The sequence below is a fragment of the Halomonas sp. LC1 genome, assembly GCF_030247125.1.
Taxonomy (GTDB): Bacteria; Pseudomonadota; Gammaproteobacteria; order Pseudomonadales; family Halomonadaceae; genus Vreelandella.
On record NZ_JASSPG010000003.1, the window covers coordinates 85,479 to 100,443 of the forward strand.

Genomic DNA, 14,965 nt, shown 5'->3' on the forward strand with positions numbered 1-14,965 from the left:
ACGTGGCCCGCTGAAAAACCCGACGATGTTAGACTGTGTCTAGGGTTCATGGTCAGCGTTCCATGACAAAGCCGACAGCTTACCGGAGAGGAGTTTTCCATGTCGATTACCGCCCATCAGGTAGTGACCTTGCACTACGTGCTTAGCGATGTGCTCAGCGATGGCAGCACCCGCGTGTTGGATGACTCCCAGGCGCGTCAACAACCTTTGGAGTATCTGCACGGCCACGACAACATTCTGCCGGGCCTGGAGCGTGATTTGGCCGGTAAAACGGCAGGCGACGAGCTGCGCGTTACGCTGGCACCCGCCGACGCGTATGGCGTGCGTAACGAAGACCTGGTGCAAGAGGTGAGCCGCGCCTCGTTTGGCGGTGCGGCGATCGAACCCGGCAGCCGGTTTCAGACCGAGGGTGAGGCTGGCCCGCAGATCGTCACGGTGCTCGCCATCGACGGCGATAACGTCACCGTGGACACCAACCATCCGTTGGCAGGCCACACGCTGCGCTATCAGGTGACGATTTTGGACGTTCGTGAGGCGACCCGTGCCGAGCTTGCCAAAGGCCACCCGCTGCCCCCAGGCACCGAGCACCGTAGCGTAGAAGACCGCAAAGTTCTTTAAGCCCCCAAAAAACTGACCTGCATCAAGTTCGCGATCGCCGCCATGGTGGTCATTGGTAAAGCTTGATCCAGGTCAGTTTCCTCTTTTCTGGACGCAGTACGATGGCCCCATACATCACGGCGAGAGGGGAACATTATGTACTGGGACGAGGCTGTTATTTTCGGCTTGGCCACTGTCGCTTTAGTGATCGCTTTTATGGTGGGTTGGGTAGGTTTCGTGATTCGCGATCATTTGCGCAAAGGCGAACGTAAAAAGTCGTGACGCCGACGATGCTTTAGCGCGAGCGCGACACGGCTCCAGCCAATCGGCTGTGACAGTCGTCAGGGGAGGGGGCTTACGCCAAGGTGTAAGCTTCCTGTTGCCGGCCCAATGGGCCGGCTTTTTTATGCCGCGTGTTTATACCGCGTCATGCCATGGAGGAGGAGAGGTAAGAGGCGGTTGAAGAGAAATAAGACGGAAGCGTGAGTGTTAATTGGCGTTGAAAAGCATTGGCGGTCATGCTCTGGTAAAGTGCCTCGACCACTATCGTGCACTAAACCAAACTAGGAAGCTGACCGCGATGAAGGCTGTTCTGTCTCGTTTGTCCTTACGTTGCAGTGGGGCGCTCTCAAAAGCAGCTAGGGGGCTCGTCGTTTTACTGCTTGTCGGCGTGCCACTCAGCGCCAGTGCCCAGGCGCTTAGCCTGATCAATGGTGATTCCACACAAAAAGTCGCGCTGGGGGATCTGCGCGATCGCGCCGATACGAGCTTTACCGTTTTCGACCCCTTTCAAGGCCGCGACGTGGAGATGCGCGGGGTCTCCTTTCGTGACTTTTTGATCGAGCATTTTGGCGAGGTGCCGCCCACGCTGCACTTCACCGCCTGGGACGATTACGAGGTAAGCCTGGGGGGCTGGGATGACCCGACCTGGTATTTGGTGACCATCGAGGAGGGTGAGCCGTTGACCCTGCGCTCGCGGGGGCCGATTCGATTGGTCGAGCGTGAATACACGGGGCGCGATGTCGAGAACTTGCGCGACTTCAACGACTGGATTTGGATGATTCGTAGCATCGAGGCGCAGTGGTGATGTCTACCGAGCCTGAGAAGCCGCCCGAGCCGCCGGTTCGCTGGAGATCGGGCAGGCTGTTTACCTGGCTCTCGCTGAGCTTGATGAGCTTCGTGGGGCTGATGGTGCTGATCGTCTACGAAGCACGCTGGGTCTATCCGGAAATCCAGGCGTACTTTAGCCAGACCGGCAGCCTGACGGGCCAGCAGTTGGCCACCCGGGCTCGGGGGTACGTGCAGCGTGCCCAAGAGGAGCTGCTCGTCGCGACGTCGCCGTTGGAGGTTGGCAATGCCCGCCACTCGTTGGAATTAGCCTATGGGCTCTTCGACGTAGATATCTATCGGCAGAAGTACGCCTGCACCGCCCCCAGTCTAGCGCTCATGGATGACATCGCCGACCTGCTCGACACCGAGCAAATCGACCCCTTCGACGCCGCCCACGCGCTGTTCGTACCGGTGCAGTGCTTGACCAGTATCGAAATGAATCAGCTCGACCGTCGTGGTATGGCCATCAACGACTTTTCATCCAGCACTCGCCGTCACAACCAAGTAATGACCTACTCCAGTGTGCTGATTTTTGCCCTTGGCCTGCTGTTCTGGGTCATGCACCAACGTCAGCTCAAACGCACCGAGCGAGCGAACGCAGAAAAATTTGCCTGGATGGCCAGGGCCATGCGCGACCCGCTGACCGGCATCGGTAATCGGAGCGCGCTCTATCAGGACGTGGCGAGGTATTCGGGGCGCTCCATGGGGCTGATTCTGGTCGATATCGATTTTTTCAAGCAGTACAACGATGCCCTCGGTCACCCTGAGGGAGATCGCCTGCTCCGCCGACTGGCGACGCTGCTGGAGGATGCCCTGGGCGAAGAGGCCCGGCTCTACCGGCTGGGAGGCGATGAGTTCGCGGCGCTGCTGCCATGCCCCAGCGACCAAGCGCTAACCCAATTTTGTGAGGCGCTGCAGGTGGGGTTAGAGGCCGCCCAATGTCCTCATCCTGCGCATCCTGATAATAAAGATTTGACTTTGAGCATTGGGGGCGCGCGCTTTGTGGCCGATGCCACCTCCTTTGCTGGGGCCTATGCAGCGGCCGACAAAGCGCTTTATCAAGTGAAAACCGCTGGGCGAGATGGCTGGCAAATCACTGCAAGCGCATGACGTCGTCGTACATCGGTGCTAGACGGCCCAGCATATCGTTACGCGCGGCGAGGGGGACGTTCTCTTCGATCATGGCGGCGTCCAGGTACTCCACCACGCGGTTAAAGTGCGCATCGGTGATGCCCATGGTTTGGTGAGCGCGGTCCATGGGCGGGCCATCGTACTGACAGGGGCCGTCGGCCACATCGCAGAGCTGCGTTGCTAGCGAAGCAGCGAACAGGTCGATATTGCTGTTGGCAAAGTAGCTGACGATCTCCTCGTCATCGGCAATGCGGTAAAGCAAGTTCTCGACCACCGCATCGATAGTGGGCTGGCCGCCCATACGTTCATACAGCGTGGCCTGCTGTGCGTGCTGGGCACACCCGGCCAGCGCCAACACGCCGACCAGCGCCCCGGCCACTAGCGTGCCCCGCGAAATGCTTTGCAAAGAGTGATGCAGTCTCATGGCGGTTCCTTTTTCGTCGTCTTTTTCGTGGCGCGTGAAGCGCGAGAGCGGTTTAGAAGGCCGCCTGTAAGGAGAGGTAGCCGCCACGCTGAGAGGGCAGCCCCGCAATATCGCCCAAATCCAGCCAGGCGCCGGTCAGCGACACGTGTTTGTTGAAGAAGTATGCGCTGTAGACGCTCTGCCAATCCTCTTCGTCGGCAACGCTCAGGTTATCCGGCTTTTGACGATATTCGGTACCCACGACCCAACTCGGTGTTACGAAGACCCCGACACTGCCCTCTGCCATCCAGGCGTGGCCGCCCTGGTCGCCGCCAAAGCCCAGCAGGCCGCCTTGGTTGGCCGAGGTATTGCGCAACGTGCCGTTGAGCAGCACGTTCCGACCCAGGAAGGCGTTGAAGAGTAGTTTGCTTGCACTGAGATAGGCGTCGGTACCGTTCACGTCATCGGCACCGAGCGCCGTAGGTACGGTGCCATCCACCAAGCGCTTGTGCATCACGCCAGCGCTCCACACGCCGAGCGGGTGGTAGAGCACATCGCCAAAGAGGCGGACTTTAGCGCCATAAATGTCCTGCTCCAGCTCTCCGCCCAGCGTCGATAGCTCGAAGGTCTGACGGGCGATGGAAAACTCCATACGGTCATGGAGATTGACGTTGGCGCCCGTCACGGTGAGCTGGTAGTCATCGACCCACGCCCGCGTTGCCGCTGCGGTGACGCCTATTTCGTCGTCGCTGGCGGTGCTAGACAGCACGGCCCAAGGAGAAAGGCCGCCCCCCGCGGCTCCCTCGATGGCACTGACCGCACCGGTGCCTAGGATACGGCTGCCCGCCATGCTAGCGGTGGCAGCCAGTAGCGCGCCAAGTGCGGTCGCCGCGACGATCGCGCGCCGTTTTGATGAGCCGGTGTTGCGCATAGTGTCCCCTGTTTTAATTAGTGAGTGACCGCGGCTGAGAGTGATAGCGTCTTGAATTGGTCCAGCCAGTCGGTAACGGCCTCCGCTGGCATGGGTTTGGAGATCCAGTACCCCTGAAGATAATCGCAGTGCAGTTGGCTCAATAGCGCCGCACTGGTGCTGTTCTCGACGCCTTCGGCGACGATCTTGAGCCCAAGGTGGTGGCCCATTTCGATGGTCGAGCGAACGATGGTGAGATCTTCTTGCTGAGTATCCAGCGTCAAGACGAACGATTTGTCGATTTTCAGCTCATCCACCGGCAGCCGTCTGATTTGTGCCAGCGACGAGTAGCCGGTGCCGTAGTCATCCACGGCAATTTTCAGTCCCATTTGGCTGAGCGCCATCAGCGTTTCGGTGGCGGCATTCACATCCTGCATCACGGCACTTTCGGTGACTTCCAGCGCGAGCTGGTCGGGCGTCAAGCCATAACTCTCGAACAACTCATGGATGTGCATCGGCAGGCCAGGATCGATGACATCGCTTGCGGAGAGGTTGATCGCTACCGAAAGATGCCGCCCCTGGCGTTTCCAGTGGTAAAGCTGCTCACATACGTGGGCCAGCATCCAGTCGGAGAGCAGTCCAATATTGCCCGAGCGCTCGGCCAAACCGATGAATTCGTCGGGAGGCACAAAGCCGAGCGTTGGATGACGCCAGCGCATCAGTGCTTCGAATTGGCAAACGTTGCCCGTGATGGTATCGACTTTGGGCTGGTAGGCCATCCATAGTTCGCCGTTGTCGACGGCTTCCTGGAGATCGCGAATCAGCATCAGCTGGCGCAGGTGCTGCTCGTCTTGACCCTCGACGTAGCGCTCGTGAGGGCGACGATGGCGGCGCGCTTGGTCGAGGGCGATATCCGAGCGGCGCAGCAGTAGCTGCGCGTTATCGCCATGGACGGGGTAGTTGACCTCACCGGCAGAGAGCGCTGGGACGATCAGCGATTTTTCCAGACTCACCGGCTCGCTGATCTCTGCGATGATCTCTTCGCGCATGTGCTCGCGTAACTCGGGCGCGTCGATCATCAGCATGAGCTCATCACCATCCAGGCGGTACGCTTTTTCCACGGGAGCGCCCAAGCGCTGTAAACGGTCGGCCAAGGTCACTAACAGGTGGTCGCCGAGTTCGTAACCGAAGGTGTCGTTGATGTCGCGAAAGTCATTGATGGACAAACGCAGCAGCGTAAAAGGCTTCCCCAATACGATAAAACGCTGGAGATCTTCGAAGGCACTGACCCGGTTGGGTAGGTTGGTCAGCAGATCGTGACGCGACTGGTGGAGCAGTGAGGCCTCCCGCTCGGCAATGTCCTCCTGCATGGAGAGCAGCGTCGTCGCCAGTTGATTGGTCTCGGTCACCGTGCTGCCGCTCGAAATGTCATCGATGCGCTCGCCCTGACCGATACGCTTCGCGGCCTGCGCTAACGCAATCAGCGGCCTGCTGATACTGCGTGCACTCCATAGCGCCACGGCCAGGGTGAGCAGTACCATCAGCGCGACGATGCTCAGTAGCTGCCACTGTAGCTGGCTGTATGCACCCAACAGCTCATTCCGGGAGAGCTGAATGAGGGCAAAGGATTGATACCGCTGGTTTGCCATGAGCGTCGTTGCGTAAGAGAGGTAGTCATCGTCCAGCGATAGCTGGTTGCTGGTGGTGTAGGCACCCTCCATCAGCTGAGAGCCACTATCGCTCATTAAACTCATGGCGAGCTGCTCTTGGTGGGAGCTGGCGAGATAGCTGATATCGCCGCTGGCGTTATAGGTGACAATGCTGATTTCCAGCCCGGTGAGCGCATTGATCTCTTCGGTCACGTTTTCGTTGATCAGAAACCCCATGCCGACCCATCCAATCAGGTTGGGTGCGCGCACCGGTAACAACACGAACTCATAAGGTTCGCCATTATCGATCACCACGCCGACACCGCTACCGGTTTGCTGAGCACGCTGGAACAGGCCTGGAAAGGGCATGGCACTGTTCTGTTCATGGTGGCTGCTGGCCAGAATGTTACCGCTCAAATCGCTGAGCATCACCATGTCGGCCTGGGCACGGTCACCGTGGTTGGCCAGCACCGAATAAAGGGTTGCCGTATCCTGGGTGGCGACGGCACTTTTGAAGCCAAAGTCGTCGGCGAGGATGGCCACGTTACCCAACAGCTGCTCGCCACGAATGCTCAACAGCTGTTGAAACACGCGGGCGCCCACCTCCAAACGCTGGTTGCCTTTCGCCAGTGCATCGTTTTGCGTCGCGCGCAAAAACGCGACGCCCGTTGCCAGTTGCGAAATGATCACAACCGTCAACAGAACTATCGTGAGTCGCGTGCGAAAGCGCATGGTCATCTCGTTTAGTGACTATGCGTCGCGTTTTGGAAACGCTGTTGAAGCGGCGACAGCGTGGGCGGCTGGGGAGGAATGGCGTTTAGCTCCAACGCCACGGTGAGGTTGTCGGTATCGCTAATCTCGCCTTCCCACCAGACGGCTTGGCTGTCATCCATCCGGCTATGCCACACTCGCATTCGGTGGCTGCCTTCGGGAAGCGCTGGCAGAGATAGGTTGCCTGCGCTGTCGGTCAGGGCGGCATAAGGCGCATCGCTGACCACGATGAACGCCTGCATTTGATCATGGATGTTACAACCCAGCACCACGACGCCGGCTTTCTCGAAGTGAACCGGCGGTGGGGTTTCGCTCAAAAAGAGTTCGAGGTCGAATGTCTTGGCGGGCGAAAACGAAAACACATGATGGCGTGTGGTGTCCTCGTTGGGGAATGCCACGTGGCTGCCGGTGGGAATCGTCGTGACCTGAGGGTTGAAGGCCGCATTGCGCTGAACGATGTTTTTCGTCTGGGCATCCGTCGGCGTGGCAGCGTCGTAATACACTTCGATGACCGCGTTTTCCAGCGGTGTACCTGCCGTATCGGTGACGCTTACATTAGCGGCTTGGGCAGATAGGCTCGTCATAGCTATCAAGCAACCAAGCGTCTTTAGTGGGTGGGTTAAACGCACGCCTTTACGCAATGTAAGCATGGAAAGTTACCTAAGTAAGTACAGGGGTGGCTTATCATGTAACTATTATGTGGCAAAGTCATGTTTTCGCACTAACGATATACTCACAGAAAGTGAAAAAGAGTAAACAATGGGGAAGTCAAGTAGATAGCATGGTGTCACCCGGTCGGCGGGGCTAGAGTAGCTTTAGAAACAGTGTTCGTTAATCTGTTTGCCATACCGATCAGGAGAGCCGAGATGAGTAAAGAGATCGATAATTCCCGAAAGCTGTTAAATAAGCGCCGTTCTCGTCGCCAAGTGTTGGCAAGTTTAGGTTTGGGGGCTGCCGCCCTTTACGTTGCACCGACGTTGTTCTCTATAGGCCAAGCCGAAGCGCGTGATCATCACCATCGCTCGCGCCCAAGTCGCTCACGACCCAGCTATTCGCGTCCCAGCTATTCACGTCCCCATTATTCCCGGCCGCACTATTCGCGCCCCCGTTACTCCCGGCCTGATTATTCCAGAGCGCGCCATTCTCATCAGCATCATTCACGCCATGGCCATGGCTATCCGGAGCGTTATTACTCTCGGCCCCAGCGTTCACGTTGGGAGCGCGATGGCGTCATTGAAATTCGCCTAAGCCGGGTACTGCCGCGCTGGTAGGGGAACGGCCATGCCGAGCCATCATCAAGATTATACGCTAGCAGGCGTTGGGCCTTGCCTTCGGTTAGTGAATGCCAAAGGGTTGCTGCCTGTACTGACAGCCGCCATGCCAGGCTGGCCCTTGACGCCTTGCGCCGCGCAAACCCAATCGCCGGAGATTTGCGTGTGGCGGCATCCGCAGGGGTATTGGCAAGAGGCGCCCGCGCTTCCTGAGGGAGCGCTGCTGGACAGCGCGGTAGGAACCGCTTGTAGCGTTATCGCGGATGCTGCCGGGGCATATTTTTATCGTCACCCGGAGTTAGTGGGTTTGCACTGCGGATCAGTGGAAATCAATGGCCAGCTAGTGATTTTTCCTGATACATACCGGGCGGGCAAAAGCACCTTAACCGCCGCCTTTTCAGCGGCCGGGCAGCGTGTATTTGGCGATGATGTGTTGGCGCTCAACAAGCAAGGGGAAGGGATTGCGCTGGGCGTGGCACCACGCTTGCGGCTACCGCTTCCTGACGCGATGTCTCTTGAGTTTCGTCAGTTTGTACAAACGCACCTTGGCCCCCAGGATGCCCGCTATGGTTACCTTCGTTTGGATAATACGCAGTTAGCTAGCCACGGCCAGCGCTGCCCGCTGGGGGCGATATTACTGATTGACCGCGATGAATCGCTAAACGAGCCCCAGCTTACCCGTCTTCAGCCAGGCGATGGGCTATGGCAGCTGTTACAGCAAAATTTTGCCGAGCACGAATCCGACCAGGCGCTGATCAAGCGCTTCTTGCCACTGCTTCAGGGCTTACCCTGTTTTATGCTGCGCTACCGTGATGCCTTTGATGCAGCCCAGTGGCTCACGAAACGCTGGGGTAGTGACACCCTAGAGAGCTTGGCACCGGCCAGTCAGGCCCGTTGCGATACTCCTGACGTGATACCTGCCCTTGAGCCAACGGATGCGCGCCAGTGGCAGGCCAGTGAGGCAGCGTTTGAGTTTCCGCTAGGCGACGAGCTATTTGTGATTGCCGAGGAGGGCGGCGCGATTCATCGGCTGAATACCACCAGCCGGGCTGTGTGGGCGCTGTTGAATCACGAACCGCTGGATCTTGACTCCGTGAGTGACACGCTCACAGGCTTTTTTGCAGGCGCAAAATTTGAGCAGGTACGCCAAGACGTGGCGCAGCTACTCGCGCAGTTCTATCACGCTGGGTTGATTGAAGACGTTAACGCTTAGCGCCAGTGATCTTGCCACGCCTTGAGCACTCGCTCCGGGTACCACGTCTTCCCCAGACTGCCGTTGTAGCGAGCGAACGCGCGGGTAAAGTCTCCCCGCTCGACGGCGAGGTAGTGGGCTAGAATCGTGCACCCATAGCGTAGGTTGCGGTTGGGTTCCGTAAGGTCGTCCATGGGCAGGCCAAGCTCCTCTACCCAAAACGGCATGATCTGCATCAAGCCAACGGCACCGGCAGACGACACCGCATCAGCATTAAAGGCGCTCTCGACCTGAATTAATGCCAGCACCAGCTCGGGCGGTAGCCCGGCGAGCCGGGCCTCTTGGTAGAGTCGAGTGAGTAAGGTGTGGCGTTGTTCAGGCGAGGCGATAAAGCGGGAAAGTGGCGCATCCATACGGCTGCGCCACTGCTGTAATTGCCACTGAACGTAGGGCGTTTGTGGATCGGCTGCTTCCAGCGTGGGGCGTAGGGCAGGCTCCGCTACGCTTGGCGCGGGGTGGGCAGCCACCATCAGGCTGCCCATTAGCACCCACTTCACGTACCGAGGCGACAAACGCCGCCAAGGAGTGCTCAGTGACATACCTGCCGATTACTCTGCGCTAACAAGGCCCGCTTGTTCACGCAGGAAGTCGACAATCTTGTCGGCAGGAATCATAGTGGCTTCGCTATCGCGACGGCCTTTGTACTCCAGCTCGCCGTTGTCCAGGCCACGGTCGCCAATCACCAAACGGTGAGGGACGCCCATCAGTTCCAGGTCGGCAAACTTCACGCCGGGGCGTGTATCGCGGTCGTCCAGCAGCACGTCTAAACCAGCGGCAGTGAGCGTTTGGTAGAGGCGCTCGGACTCTTCACGCACGCGCTGTGACTTATGCGCATTCATCGGTACTAGCGCGACCTGGAAAGGTGCGATGGCATTGGGCCAAATAATGCCAGACTCATCGTGGTTCTGTTCAATCGCCGCTGCGACCACGCGGGTGACGCCAATGCCGTAGCAGCCCATCCACGGGTGGCTGGTTTTGCCGTTGTCGCCCAGCACGCTGGCATTCATCGCTTCGGAGTATTTTTTGCCAAGCTGGAACACGTGGCCGACTTCGATACCGCGCTTGATCGAGAGCGTGCCTTGGCCATCGGGAGACGGGTCGCCCTCTACGACGTTACGCAGGTCAGCCACCTGCGGCAGAGCCGCATCGCGCTCCCAGTTGATGCCGAAGTAGTGCTTGCCATCGACGTTGGCGCCCGCGCCGAAGTCGCTCATTAAGGCCACGCTGCGGTCGATGATGATCGGCATTTCTAAACCGACCGGGCCCAGCGAGCCCGGGCCAGCACCGACGACGGCACGAATTTCTTCTTCGCTGGCCATGGTCAGCGGGGCTTTTACCTGAGGCAGGTTTTCCGCTTTGACTTCGTTGAGTTCATGGTCGCCGCGAACCAGCAGCGCAATGAGGCCGCCTTCTGCCGCGTGAACCATCAACGTTTTGACGGTCTTCTCGATGGGCAGCTTGAACTGCTCTACCAGCGTGGCGATGGTTTTGGCATTCGGAGTATCGACCAGACGCATCTCTTCGCTGGGGGCCGCGCGCTCGACGTTGCTGCCCAGCGGCGCGGGCAGCGCTTCGGCTTTTTCGATGTTGGCCGCGTAATCAGACGCGTTGGAGAACACGATATCGTCTTCGCCGGAGTCGGCCAGCACGTGGAATTCGTGAGAGCCCGTGCCGCCAATGGAACCGTTATCAGCAATCACCGGGCGGAAGTCGAGGCCCAGGCGCGTGAAAATACGCGAATAGGCGTCGTACATGCTTTGGTACGTCTCTTTGAGCGAGGCTTCGTCCAGGTGGAAGGAGTAGGCATCTTTCATGATGAATTCACGCGAGCGCATCACGCCAAAGCGCGGGCGAATTTCATCACGGAATTTGGTTTGAATCTGATAGAAGTTCACCGGCAGCTGCTTGTAGCTGGCAATCTCTTTGCGCACCAGGTCCGTGATGACTTCTTCATGGGTCGGACCCACGCAGTAATCGCGCTCGTGACGGTCCTTCAAACGCAGCAATTCCGGGCCGTACTGTTCCCAGCGGCCAGACTCCTGCCACAGGTCAGCAGGTTGAACGGCAGGCATCAGGACTTCTTGGGCACCGGCGCGGTTCATCTCTTCACGCACGATGGCTTCGACTTTGCGCAGGGTGCGCAGCCCCAGGGGCAGCCAGGTGTACAGGCCCGAGGTAAGACGGCGGATCATACCGGCGCGCAGCATTAACTGGTGGCTGATGACTTCAGCGTCGGCCGGGGTTTCTTTTAATGTCGCAATCAATAATTGGCTGGCGCGCATGGGCGTGAGCATTCCTTGGTTGGTAGCGGTGATGCGGAATCGTTATATCGAACGTAGCGCTTAATCGAGCGTTGAATTCGGCATTGTACGGCCAAGCGGGTAAGGCGGCAAAATCCTAACGAACCTGTCGAGGGTGTGCCGCATGGGAAGTGTGCTAGAATCGAGCGGCTTTTGAGTCGGTAGCCGCTGATTTGACCACAACAACGCACATCGCTTCGGCTATCGGTACGTCAAGATTTTGAGGGAACCTCCATGCAGCAAGCAGTTCGCCGTTGGTTAACGGGGGCCGTTGTAGGTGTCTCCATTGTGGCATTGAGCGGTTGCGGTACCATGTTTTACCCCGAGCGGAAGGGGCAAATGAGCGGTGATGTCGACCCGGTGGTGGCGATTGCCAACGGTGTGGGTCTGCTGTTTTTCATCGTGCCCGGGGTGATTGCCTACGCCGTGGATTTCTCTAATGGCACTATCTACCTGCCTAGCGCGAGTAGTGCATCGGTCGATATTCACCACTTAGACGACGCTATGGACGTGGCCTCCCTGGAGAAGCTGCTGTCGGATAAAGCAGGTCAACCGGTGAGCTTGGAGAACGAGTTGCTGGTGATCGAGGAGATGGGCAGCTTGGATGAAGCGCTGGCCATGGTTCGGATGTCCGGCGTGTTGGATGAAGAGCGGCTGGCCACGATGTAGTGGGTTGGCGTCTTTATCTGAACGGACGTCTTAAAGGCCCCTGGCAGGCTAACCTGCCAGGGGCCTTTATGTATTGCCGCACAGTTTTTTACGATGTTGCTTTCGCTGTGGTGATTTTCAATACCGCTAACCCAGCCACCAAGCCCCAAAAGGCTCCTCCGATCCCCAGCAACGTAATGCCCGAACCGGTCAGCAAAAACGTCACGATGGCCGCATCGCGCTGTTCGCTTTTTTCAAACGCACCGGCTAAGCCGCCGCTCAGGGTGCCCAACAAGGCAATACCTGCCAGCGCTAGCACCAGAACACTAGGCAGGGCGTTGAAGAGGCCGGTCACCGTGGCACCAAAAATACCCATGGTCATATAGAAAACGCCTGCGGCAACGCCTGCGGTATAGCGCCGTTTTGGGTTGGGATGAGCATCCGGCCCCATGCACACGGCGGCGCTAATAGCGGCCATATTCAGCGCGTAACCACCAAACGGTGCGAGCAGCAGCGTAGCGCCGCCTGTCCAGGCGATTAGCGGCGAGCTGTTGGGGTGGTAGCCTGCTGCCCGCAGCACCGCGACGCCAGGCAGATTTTGAGTGGCCATGGTAATCACGAACAGCGGTACGCCAATACTCAGCAGCGTCATTGGGTTGAACGCGGGGGCGGTAAAAACCGGGAGCGTGGGCGTGAGCGGAATACCTTGCGTGCTGATTTGGCCTTGTAACAGGGCAATCGCCACGCCAGTGAGCAGTACCCCCGGCACTGCCAGCGTGGGCCATAAGCGTCTGCCTGCCACCCAGGCGGCCAGCATGGCTAGCGGCAGCAGCCACTGACGCTCCATCACGTTAAACAGCTCTAGCCCAAAGCGCAGCAGAATACCGGCCAGCATGGCGGAGGCTATGGCGCTGGGGATGTGGCGCATCAAGCACTCGAACAGCCCCGTGACGCCGCATAAGGTGATCAGTAGCGCTGAGAACAGAAACGCGCCGATAGCTTCCTCGATGGGAATGCCAGGAAGGCTCGTCGCCAGAAACGCCGCTCCCGGTGTCGACCACGCCGTTAACAGCGGCATACGGTAGCGCAGCGACAGTCCCAGAGAGGTCAGGCCCATCCCAATACCCAGCGCCCATAGCCACGAGCTGATTTGTGCGGTGCTGGCACCGGCGGCCGCTGCGGCTTGGAAGATAATTGCCGCTGAACTGGTATAGCCAATCACGACGGCGACGAAGCCCGCAATGACCGTAGACAAACTAATATCGCGCCAAAGACTGGGCGCAGCGGAGTCGTGGCAGGTGGATGGCGCTTCCATGGGTGGCCTCTCGCAAGCGGTGATGGCAAAATGTGCGTTATAGCGCACAATCGCCACGTTACCACTGTGCGTTATAACGCACAATAGGTGGCGTTATAGTATGTAGTGGCGTATGTGGTGGCGTTTGTAATTGCGCTTGTAACCGGGCTTGTTTCAGGAGAAGCGAATGGCCAGTGAGCCACACACCATTGCAGAACATATTGCGGGGACGGTGAGGCAACTGCGCAAAGAGCGCAGCTGGAGCCTGGACCGTGCCGCCGGTGAAACCGGGGTGAGCAAAGCGATGCTCGGCCAGATCGAGCGGGGCGAGTCCAGCCCGACGGTCTCGACGCTCTGGAAGATTGCCAGCGGCTTTCGGGTCTCGTTTTCGACGCTATTTGACAGTGACAAGCCCGCATTAGGGGAGCTGCACCGGGATGGCTGGGAATCGGTATGGGGCGACGACAGCGCCGGTATGCAGGCTCGGCTGCTGTTTCCTTACGACCCGCTGCTGGGTTTCGAGATGTTCATGATTGAACTCGCACCAGGGGCGATCAGTGAATCGTCGGCGCATGCTAGCGGAGTGGTGGAGCACATCGTGGTGGTGGAAGGAGAGATGGAGCTGCGCATCGACGAGCGCTGGCAAACGCTGCGGGCAGGCGAGGGGCTGCGCTTTTTTGCTGACCGGCCCCACGCCATGCGCAATAACACCGCGACGCGATTACGCTTTCACGACGTGATTCACTACTTACCCGGCGCGGCCTCTGGCACTTGAGCGCGCAGCCAGTTGAGCTCGTCGGCCCAGATCTCGGGTTCGATGGTCTCTAAAATCATCGGAATGCCGTGGATGCGCTCGTCTTGCATAATGGTGATAAAGGCATCGAGCCCAATATTGCCCTTACCCAGGCTGTGGTGGCGGTCGACGCGGCTGGCAAAGGCACTTTTGGCATCGTTCAAGTGCATGCCGCGCAAGTACTCAAAACCTACGACCTTGCCAAGCTCATCCAGGGTGGCCTGTGTTGCGTCGCGGGTGCGGAGATCGTACCCGGCAGCGAAAGCGTGGCAGGTATCGATACACACGCCCACCCGGGATTTATCCTCCACCTGATCGATAATCTCGGCCAAGTGCTCAAAACGCCAGCCGAGGTTGGTGCCTTGGCCCGCGGTGTTTTCGATCACGGCGGTCACGCCCTGGGTGTCAGCCAGCGCTTCATTGATCGAGTCGGCAATACGCGCCAGGCACTCGGCTTCGCTGATCTTGTTCAGGTGGCTGCCGGGATGAAAGTTGAGCAGCGTCAGCCCTAGCTGCTCGCAGCGCTGCATCTCATCCAAAAACGCCGCGCGGGACTTGGCCAGCCCCTCGGCTTCTGGGTGGCCCAGGTTAATCAGATAGCTGTCGTGGGGCAGAATCTGCTCAGGGCCAAAGCCGTGGGTTTTACAGGCCTGCTTGAAGGCCGCAATGGCCTCGTCCGTTAGCGGCTTCCCTTTCCACTGACGCTGGTTTTTGGTGAACAGCGCGAACGCCGTTGCACCAATGTCAACAGCACGAAGGACGGCCTGATCCGCGCCGCCCGCCGCGCTAACGTGCGCACCAAGATAGTTCATCGTTCTCCTTATTACGTTGTCCCA

16 protein-coding genes are annotated in these 14,965 nt (G+C 58.8%); 8 read left to right on the plus strand and 8 right to left on the minus strand.

All coding sequences use genetic code 11. The features are described from left to right. The first annotated feature begins 99 nt into the window (after nt 1-99). The 4 genes from QIT27_RS06085 (at nt 100) to QIT27_RS06095 (ending at nt 2,817) form a co-directional block, all read left to right on the plus strand. Nucleotides 100-618, plus strand: a complete 519-nt coding sequence (locus tag QIT27_RS06085) for an FKBP-type peptidyl-prolyl cis-trans isomerase (protein WP_159342432.1) — start codon at nt 100-102, stop codon at nt 616-618. Between the two features lie 135 nt (nt 619-753). After that, nucleotides 754-879: a cytochrome c oxidase subunit CcoM gene (gene ccoM, locus QIT27_RS17030; RefSeq protein ID WP_290441362.1), complete on the plus strand. Its 126-nt coding sequence runs from the start codon at nt 754-756 to the stop codon at nt 877-879. A gap of 388 nt (nt 880-1,267) precedes the next feature. After that, nucleotides 1,268-1,684 carry a hypothetical protein gene (locus QIT27_RS06090; protein ID WP_253016151.1) on the plus strand — a complete coding sequence of 139 codons (417 nt, stop codon included), beginning with the start codon at nt 1,268-1,270 and terminating at the stop codon, nt 1,682-1,684. Next, complete coding sequence (locus QIT27_RS06095; RefSeq protein WP_254436365.1) at nt 1,684-2,817, plus strand: GGDEF domain-containing protein; 1,134 nt, start codon at nt 1,684-1,686, stop codon at nt 2,815-2,817. The genes QIT27_RS06090 and QIT27_RS06095 overlap by 1 nt, the downstream gene beginning before the upstream one ends. Here the strand turns inward: QIT27_RS06095 and QIT27_RS06100 are convergent. Genes QIT27_RS06100 through QIT27_RS06115 form a run of 4 tightly spaced genes read right to left on the minus strand, consistent with a single transcriptional unit; the run spans nt 2,801 to nt 7,155 of the window. Next, the gene (locus QIT27_RS06100; protein ID WP_159342431.1) at nt 2,801-3,262 is read right to left on the minus strand and encodes a group I truncated hemoglobin; all 462 of its coding nucleotides are present in this window, start codon (nt 3,260-3,262) and stop codon (nt 2,801-2,803) included. The genes QIT27_RS06095 and QIT27_RS06100 overlap by 17 nt on opposite strands. A 52-nt stretch (nt 3,263-3,314) precedes the next feature. Continuing rightward, nucleotides 3,315-4,172 (minus strand): DUF3034 family protein, encoded by an 858-nt coding sequence (locus tag QIT27_RS06105; RefSeq protein ID WP_159342430.1) that lies wholly within the window; start codon nt 4,170-4,172, stop codon nt 3,315-3,317. Between the two features lie 17 nt (nt 4,173-4,189). Continuing rightward, on the minus strand, nt 4,190-6,532 hold the full coding sequence (locus tag QIT27_RS06110) for a bifunctional diguanylate cyclase/phosphodiesterase (RefSeq protein WP_285263207.1): 2,343 nt from the start codon (nt 6,530-6,532) through the stop codon (nt 4,190-4,192). Nucleotides 6,533-6,543: 11 nt separating this feature from the next. Continuing rightward, a complete protein-coding gene (locus QIT27_RS06115; protein ID WP_253016158.1) occupies nt 6,544-7,155 on the minus strand; it encodes a cupredoxin domain-containing protein in 612 nt (203 codons plus the stop codon). A gap of 421 nt (nt 7,156-7,576) precedes the next feature. On the opposite strand from QIT27_RS06115, the gene QIT27_RS06120 reads away from it, so the two are divergent. Together QIT27_RS06120 and QIT27_RS06125 are read left to right on the plus strand one after the other, a co-directional pair. Further along, the gene (locus QIT27_RS06120) at nt 7,577-7,819 is read left to right on the plus strand and encodes a hypothetical protein (RefSeq protein ID WP_285263208.1); all 243 of its coding nucleotides are present in this window, start codon (nt 7,577-7,579) and stop codon (nt 7,817-7,819) included. Nucleotides 7,820-7,852: 33 nt separating this feature from the next. Beyond that, nucleotides 7,853-9,055 (plus strand): PqqD family protein, encoded by a 1,203-nt coding sequence (locus QIT27_RS06125; protein WP_285263209.1) that lies wholly within the window; start codon nt 7,853-7,855, stop codon nt 9,053-9,055. Here QIT27_RS06125 and QIT27_RS06130 read toward each other — a convergent pair. Then, complete coding sequence (locus QIT27_RS06130) at nt 9,052-9,633, minus strand: lytic transglycosylase domain-containing protein (RefSeq protein WP_285263210.1); 582 nt, start codon at nt 9,631-9,633, stop codon at nt 9,052-9,054. The genes QIT27_RS06125 and QIT27_RS06130 overlap by 4 nt on opposite strands. A 9-nt stretch (nt 9,634-9,642) precedes the next feature. Beyond that, nucleotides 9,643-11,376, minus strand: a complete 1,734-nt coding sequence (locus QIT27_RS06135) for a proline--tRNA ligase (protein ID WP_285263211.1) — start codon at nt 11,374-11,376, stop codon at nt 9,643-9,645. Between the two features lie 252 nt (nt 11,377-11,628). Between QIT27_RS06135 and QIT27_RS06140 the strand changes: the two genes are divergently transcribed. Then, a complete protein-coding gene (locus QIT27_RS06140) occupies nt 11,629-12,063 on the plus strand; it encodes a hypothetical protein (protein ID WP_159342424.1) in 435 nt (144 codons plus the stop codon). A gap of 88 nt (nt 12,064-12,151) precedes the next feature. On the opposite strand, the gene QIT27_RS06145 is transcribed toward QIT27_RS06140, so the two are convergent. Then, complete coding sequence (locus tag QIT27_RS06145) at nt 12,152-13,357, minus strand: benzoate/H(+) symporter BenE family transporter (RefSeq protein WP_285263212.1); 1,206 nt, start codon at nt 13,355-13,357, stop codon at nt 12,152-12,154. Nucleotides 13,358-13,523: 166 nt separating this feature from the next. Between QIT27_RS06145 and QIT27_RS06150 the strand changes: the two genes are divergently transcribed. Then, nucleotides 13,524-14,111, plus strand: coding sequence for a helix-turn-helix domain-containing protein (locus QIT27_RS06150; RefSeq protein ID WP_285263213.1), 588 nt, complete (start codon nt 13,524-13,526; stop codon nt 14,109-14,111). Here QIT27_RS06150 and nfo read toward each other — a convergent pair. Beyond that, nucleotides 14,081-14,941 carry a deoxyribonuclease IV gene (gene nfo, locus QIT27_RS06155; protein WP_285263214.1) on the minus strand — a complete coding sequence of 287 codons (861 nt, stop codon included), beginning with the start codon at nt 14,939-14,941 and terminating at the stop codon, nt 14,081-14,083. The genes QIT27_RS06150 and nfo overlap by 31 nt on opposite strands. Between the last annotated feature and the right edge of the window lie 24 nt (nt 14,942-14,965).

Excerpts from the sequence above, each read along its gene's own strand:
- QIT27_RS06085 (WP_159342432.1), top strand. The coding sequence starts at position 100 with ATGTCGATTACCGCCCATCAGGTAGTGACCTTGCACTACGTGCTTAGC.
- ccoM (WP_290441362.1), top strand. The coding sequence starts at position 754 with ATGTACTGGGACGAGGCTGTTATTTTCGGCTTGGCCACTGTCGCTTTA.
- QIT27_RS06095 (WP_254436365.1), top strand. The coding sequence starts at position 1,684 with ATGTCTACCGAGCCTGAGAAGCCGCCCGAGCCGCCGGTTCGCTGGAGA.
- QIT27_RS06100 (WP_159342431.1), bottom strand. The coding sequence starts at position 3,262 with ATGAGACTGCATCACTCTTTGCAAAGCATTTCGCGGGGCACGCTAGTG.
- QIT27_RS06105 (WP_159342430.1), bottom strand. The coding sequence starts at position 4,172 with ATGCGCAACACCGGCTCATCAAAACGGCGCGCGATCGTCGCGGCGACC.
- QIT27_RS06110 (WP_285263207.1), bottom strand. The coding sequence starts at position 6,532 with ATGCGCTTTCGCACGCGACTCACGATAGTTCTGTTGACGGTTGTGATC.
- QIT27_RS06115 (WP_253016158.1), bottom strand. The coding sequence starts at position 7,155 with ATGACGAGCCTATCTGCCCAAGCCGCTAATGTAAGCGTCACCGATACG.
- QIT27_RS06125 (WP_285263209.1), top strand. The coding sequence starts at position 7,853 with ATGCCGAGCCATCATCAAGATTATACGCTAGCAGGCGTTGGGCCTTGC.
- QIT27_RS06130 (WP_285263210.1), bottom strand. The coding sequence starts at position 9,633 with ATGTCACTGAGCACTCCTTGGCGGCGTTTGTCGCCTCGGTACGTGAAG.
- QIT27_RS06135 (WP_285263211.1), bottom strand. The coding sequence starts at position 11,376 with ATGCGCGCCAGCCAATTATTGATTGCGACATTAAAAGAAACCCCGGCC.
- QIT27_RS06140 (WP_159342424.1), top strand. The coding sequence starts at position 11,629 with ATGCAGCAAGCAGTTCGCCGTTGGTTAACGGGGGCCGTTGTAGGTGTC.
- QIT27_RS06145 (WP_285263212.1), bottom strand. The coding sequence starts at position 13,357 with ATGGAAGCGCCATCCACCTGCCACGACTCCGCTGCGCCCAGTCTTTGG.
- QIT27_RS06150 (WP_285263213.1), top strand. The coding sequence starts at position 13,524 with ATGGCCAGTGAGCCACACACCATTGCAGAACATATTGCGGGGACGGTG.
- nfo (WP_285263214.1), bottom strand. The coding sequence starts at position 14,941 with ATGAACTATCTTGGTGCGCACGTTAGCGCGGCGGGCGGCGCGGATCAG.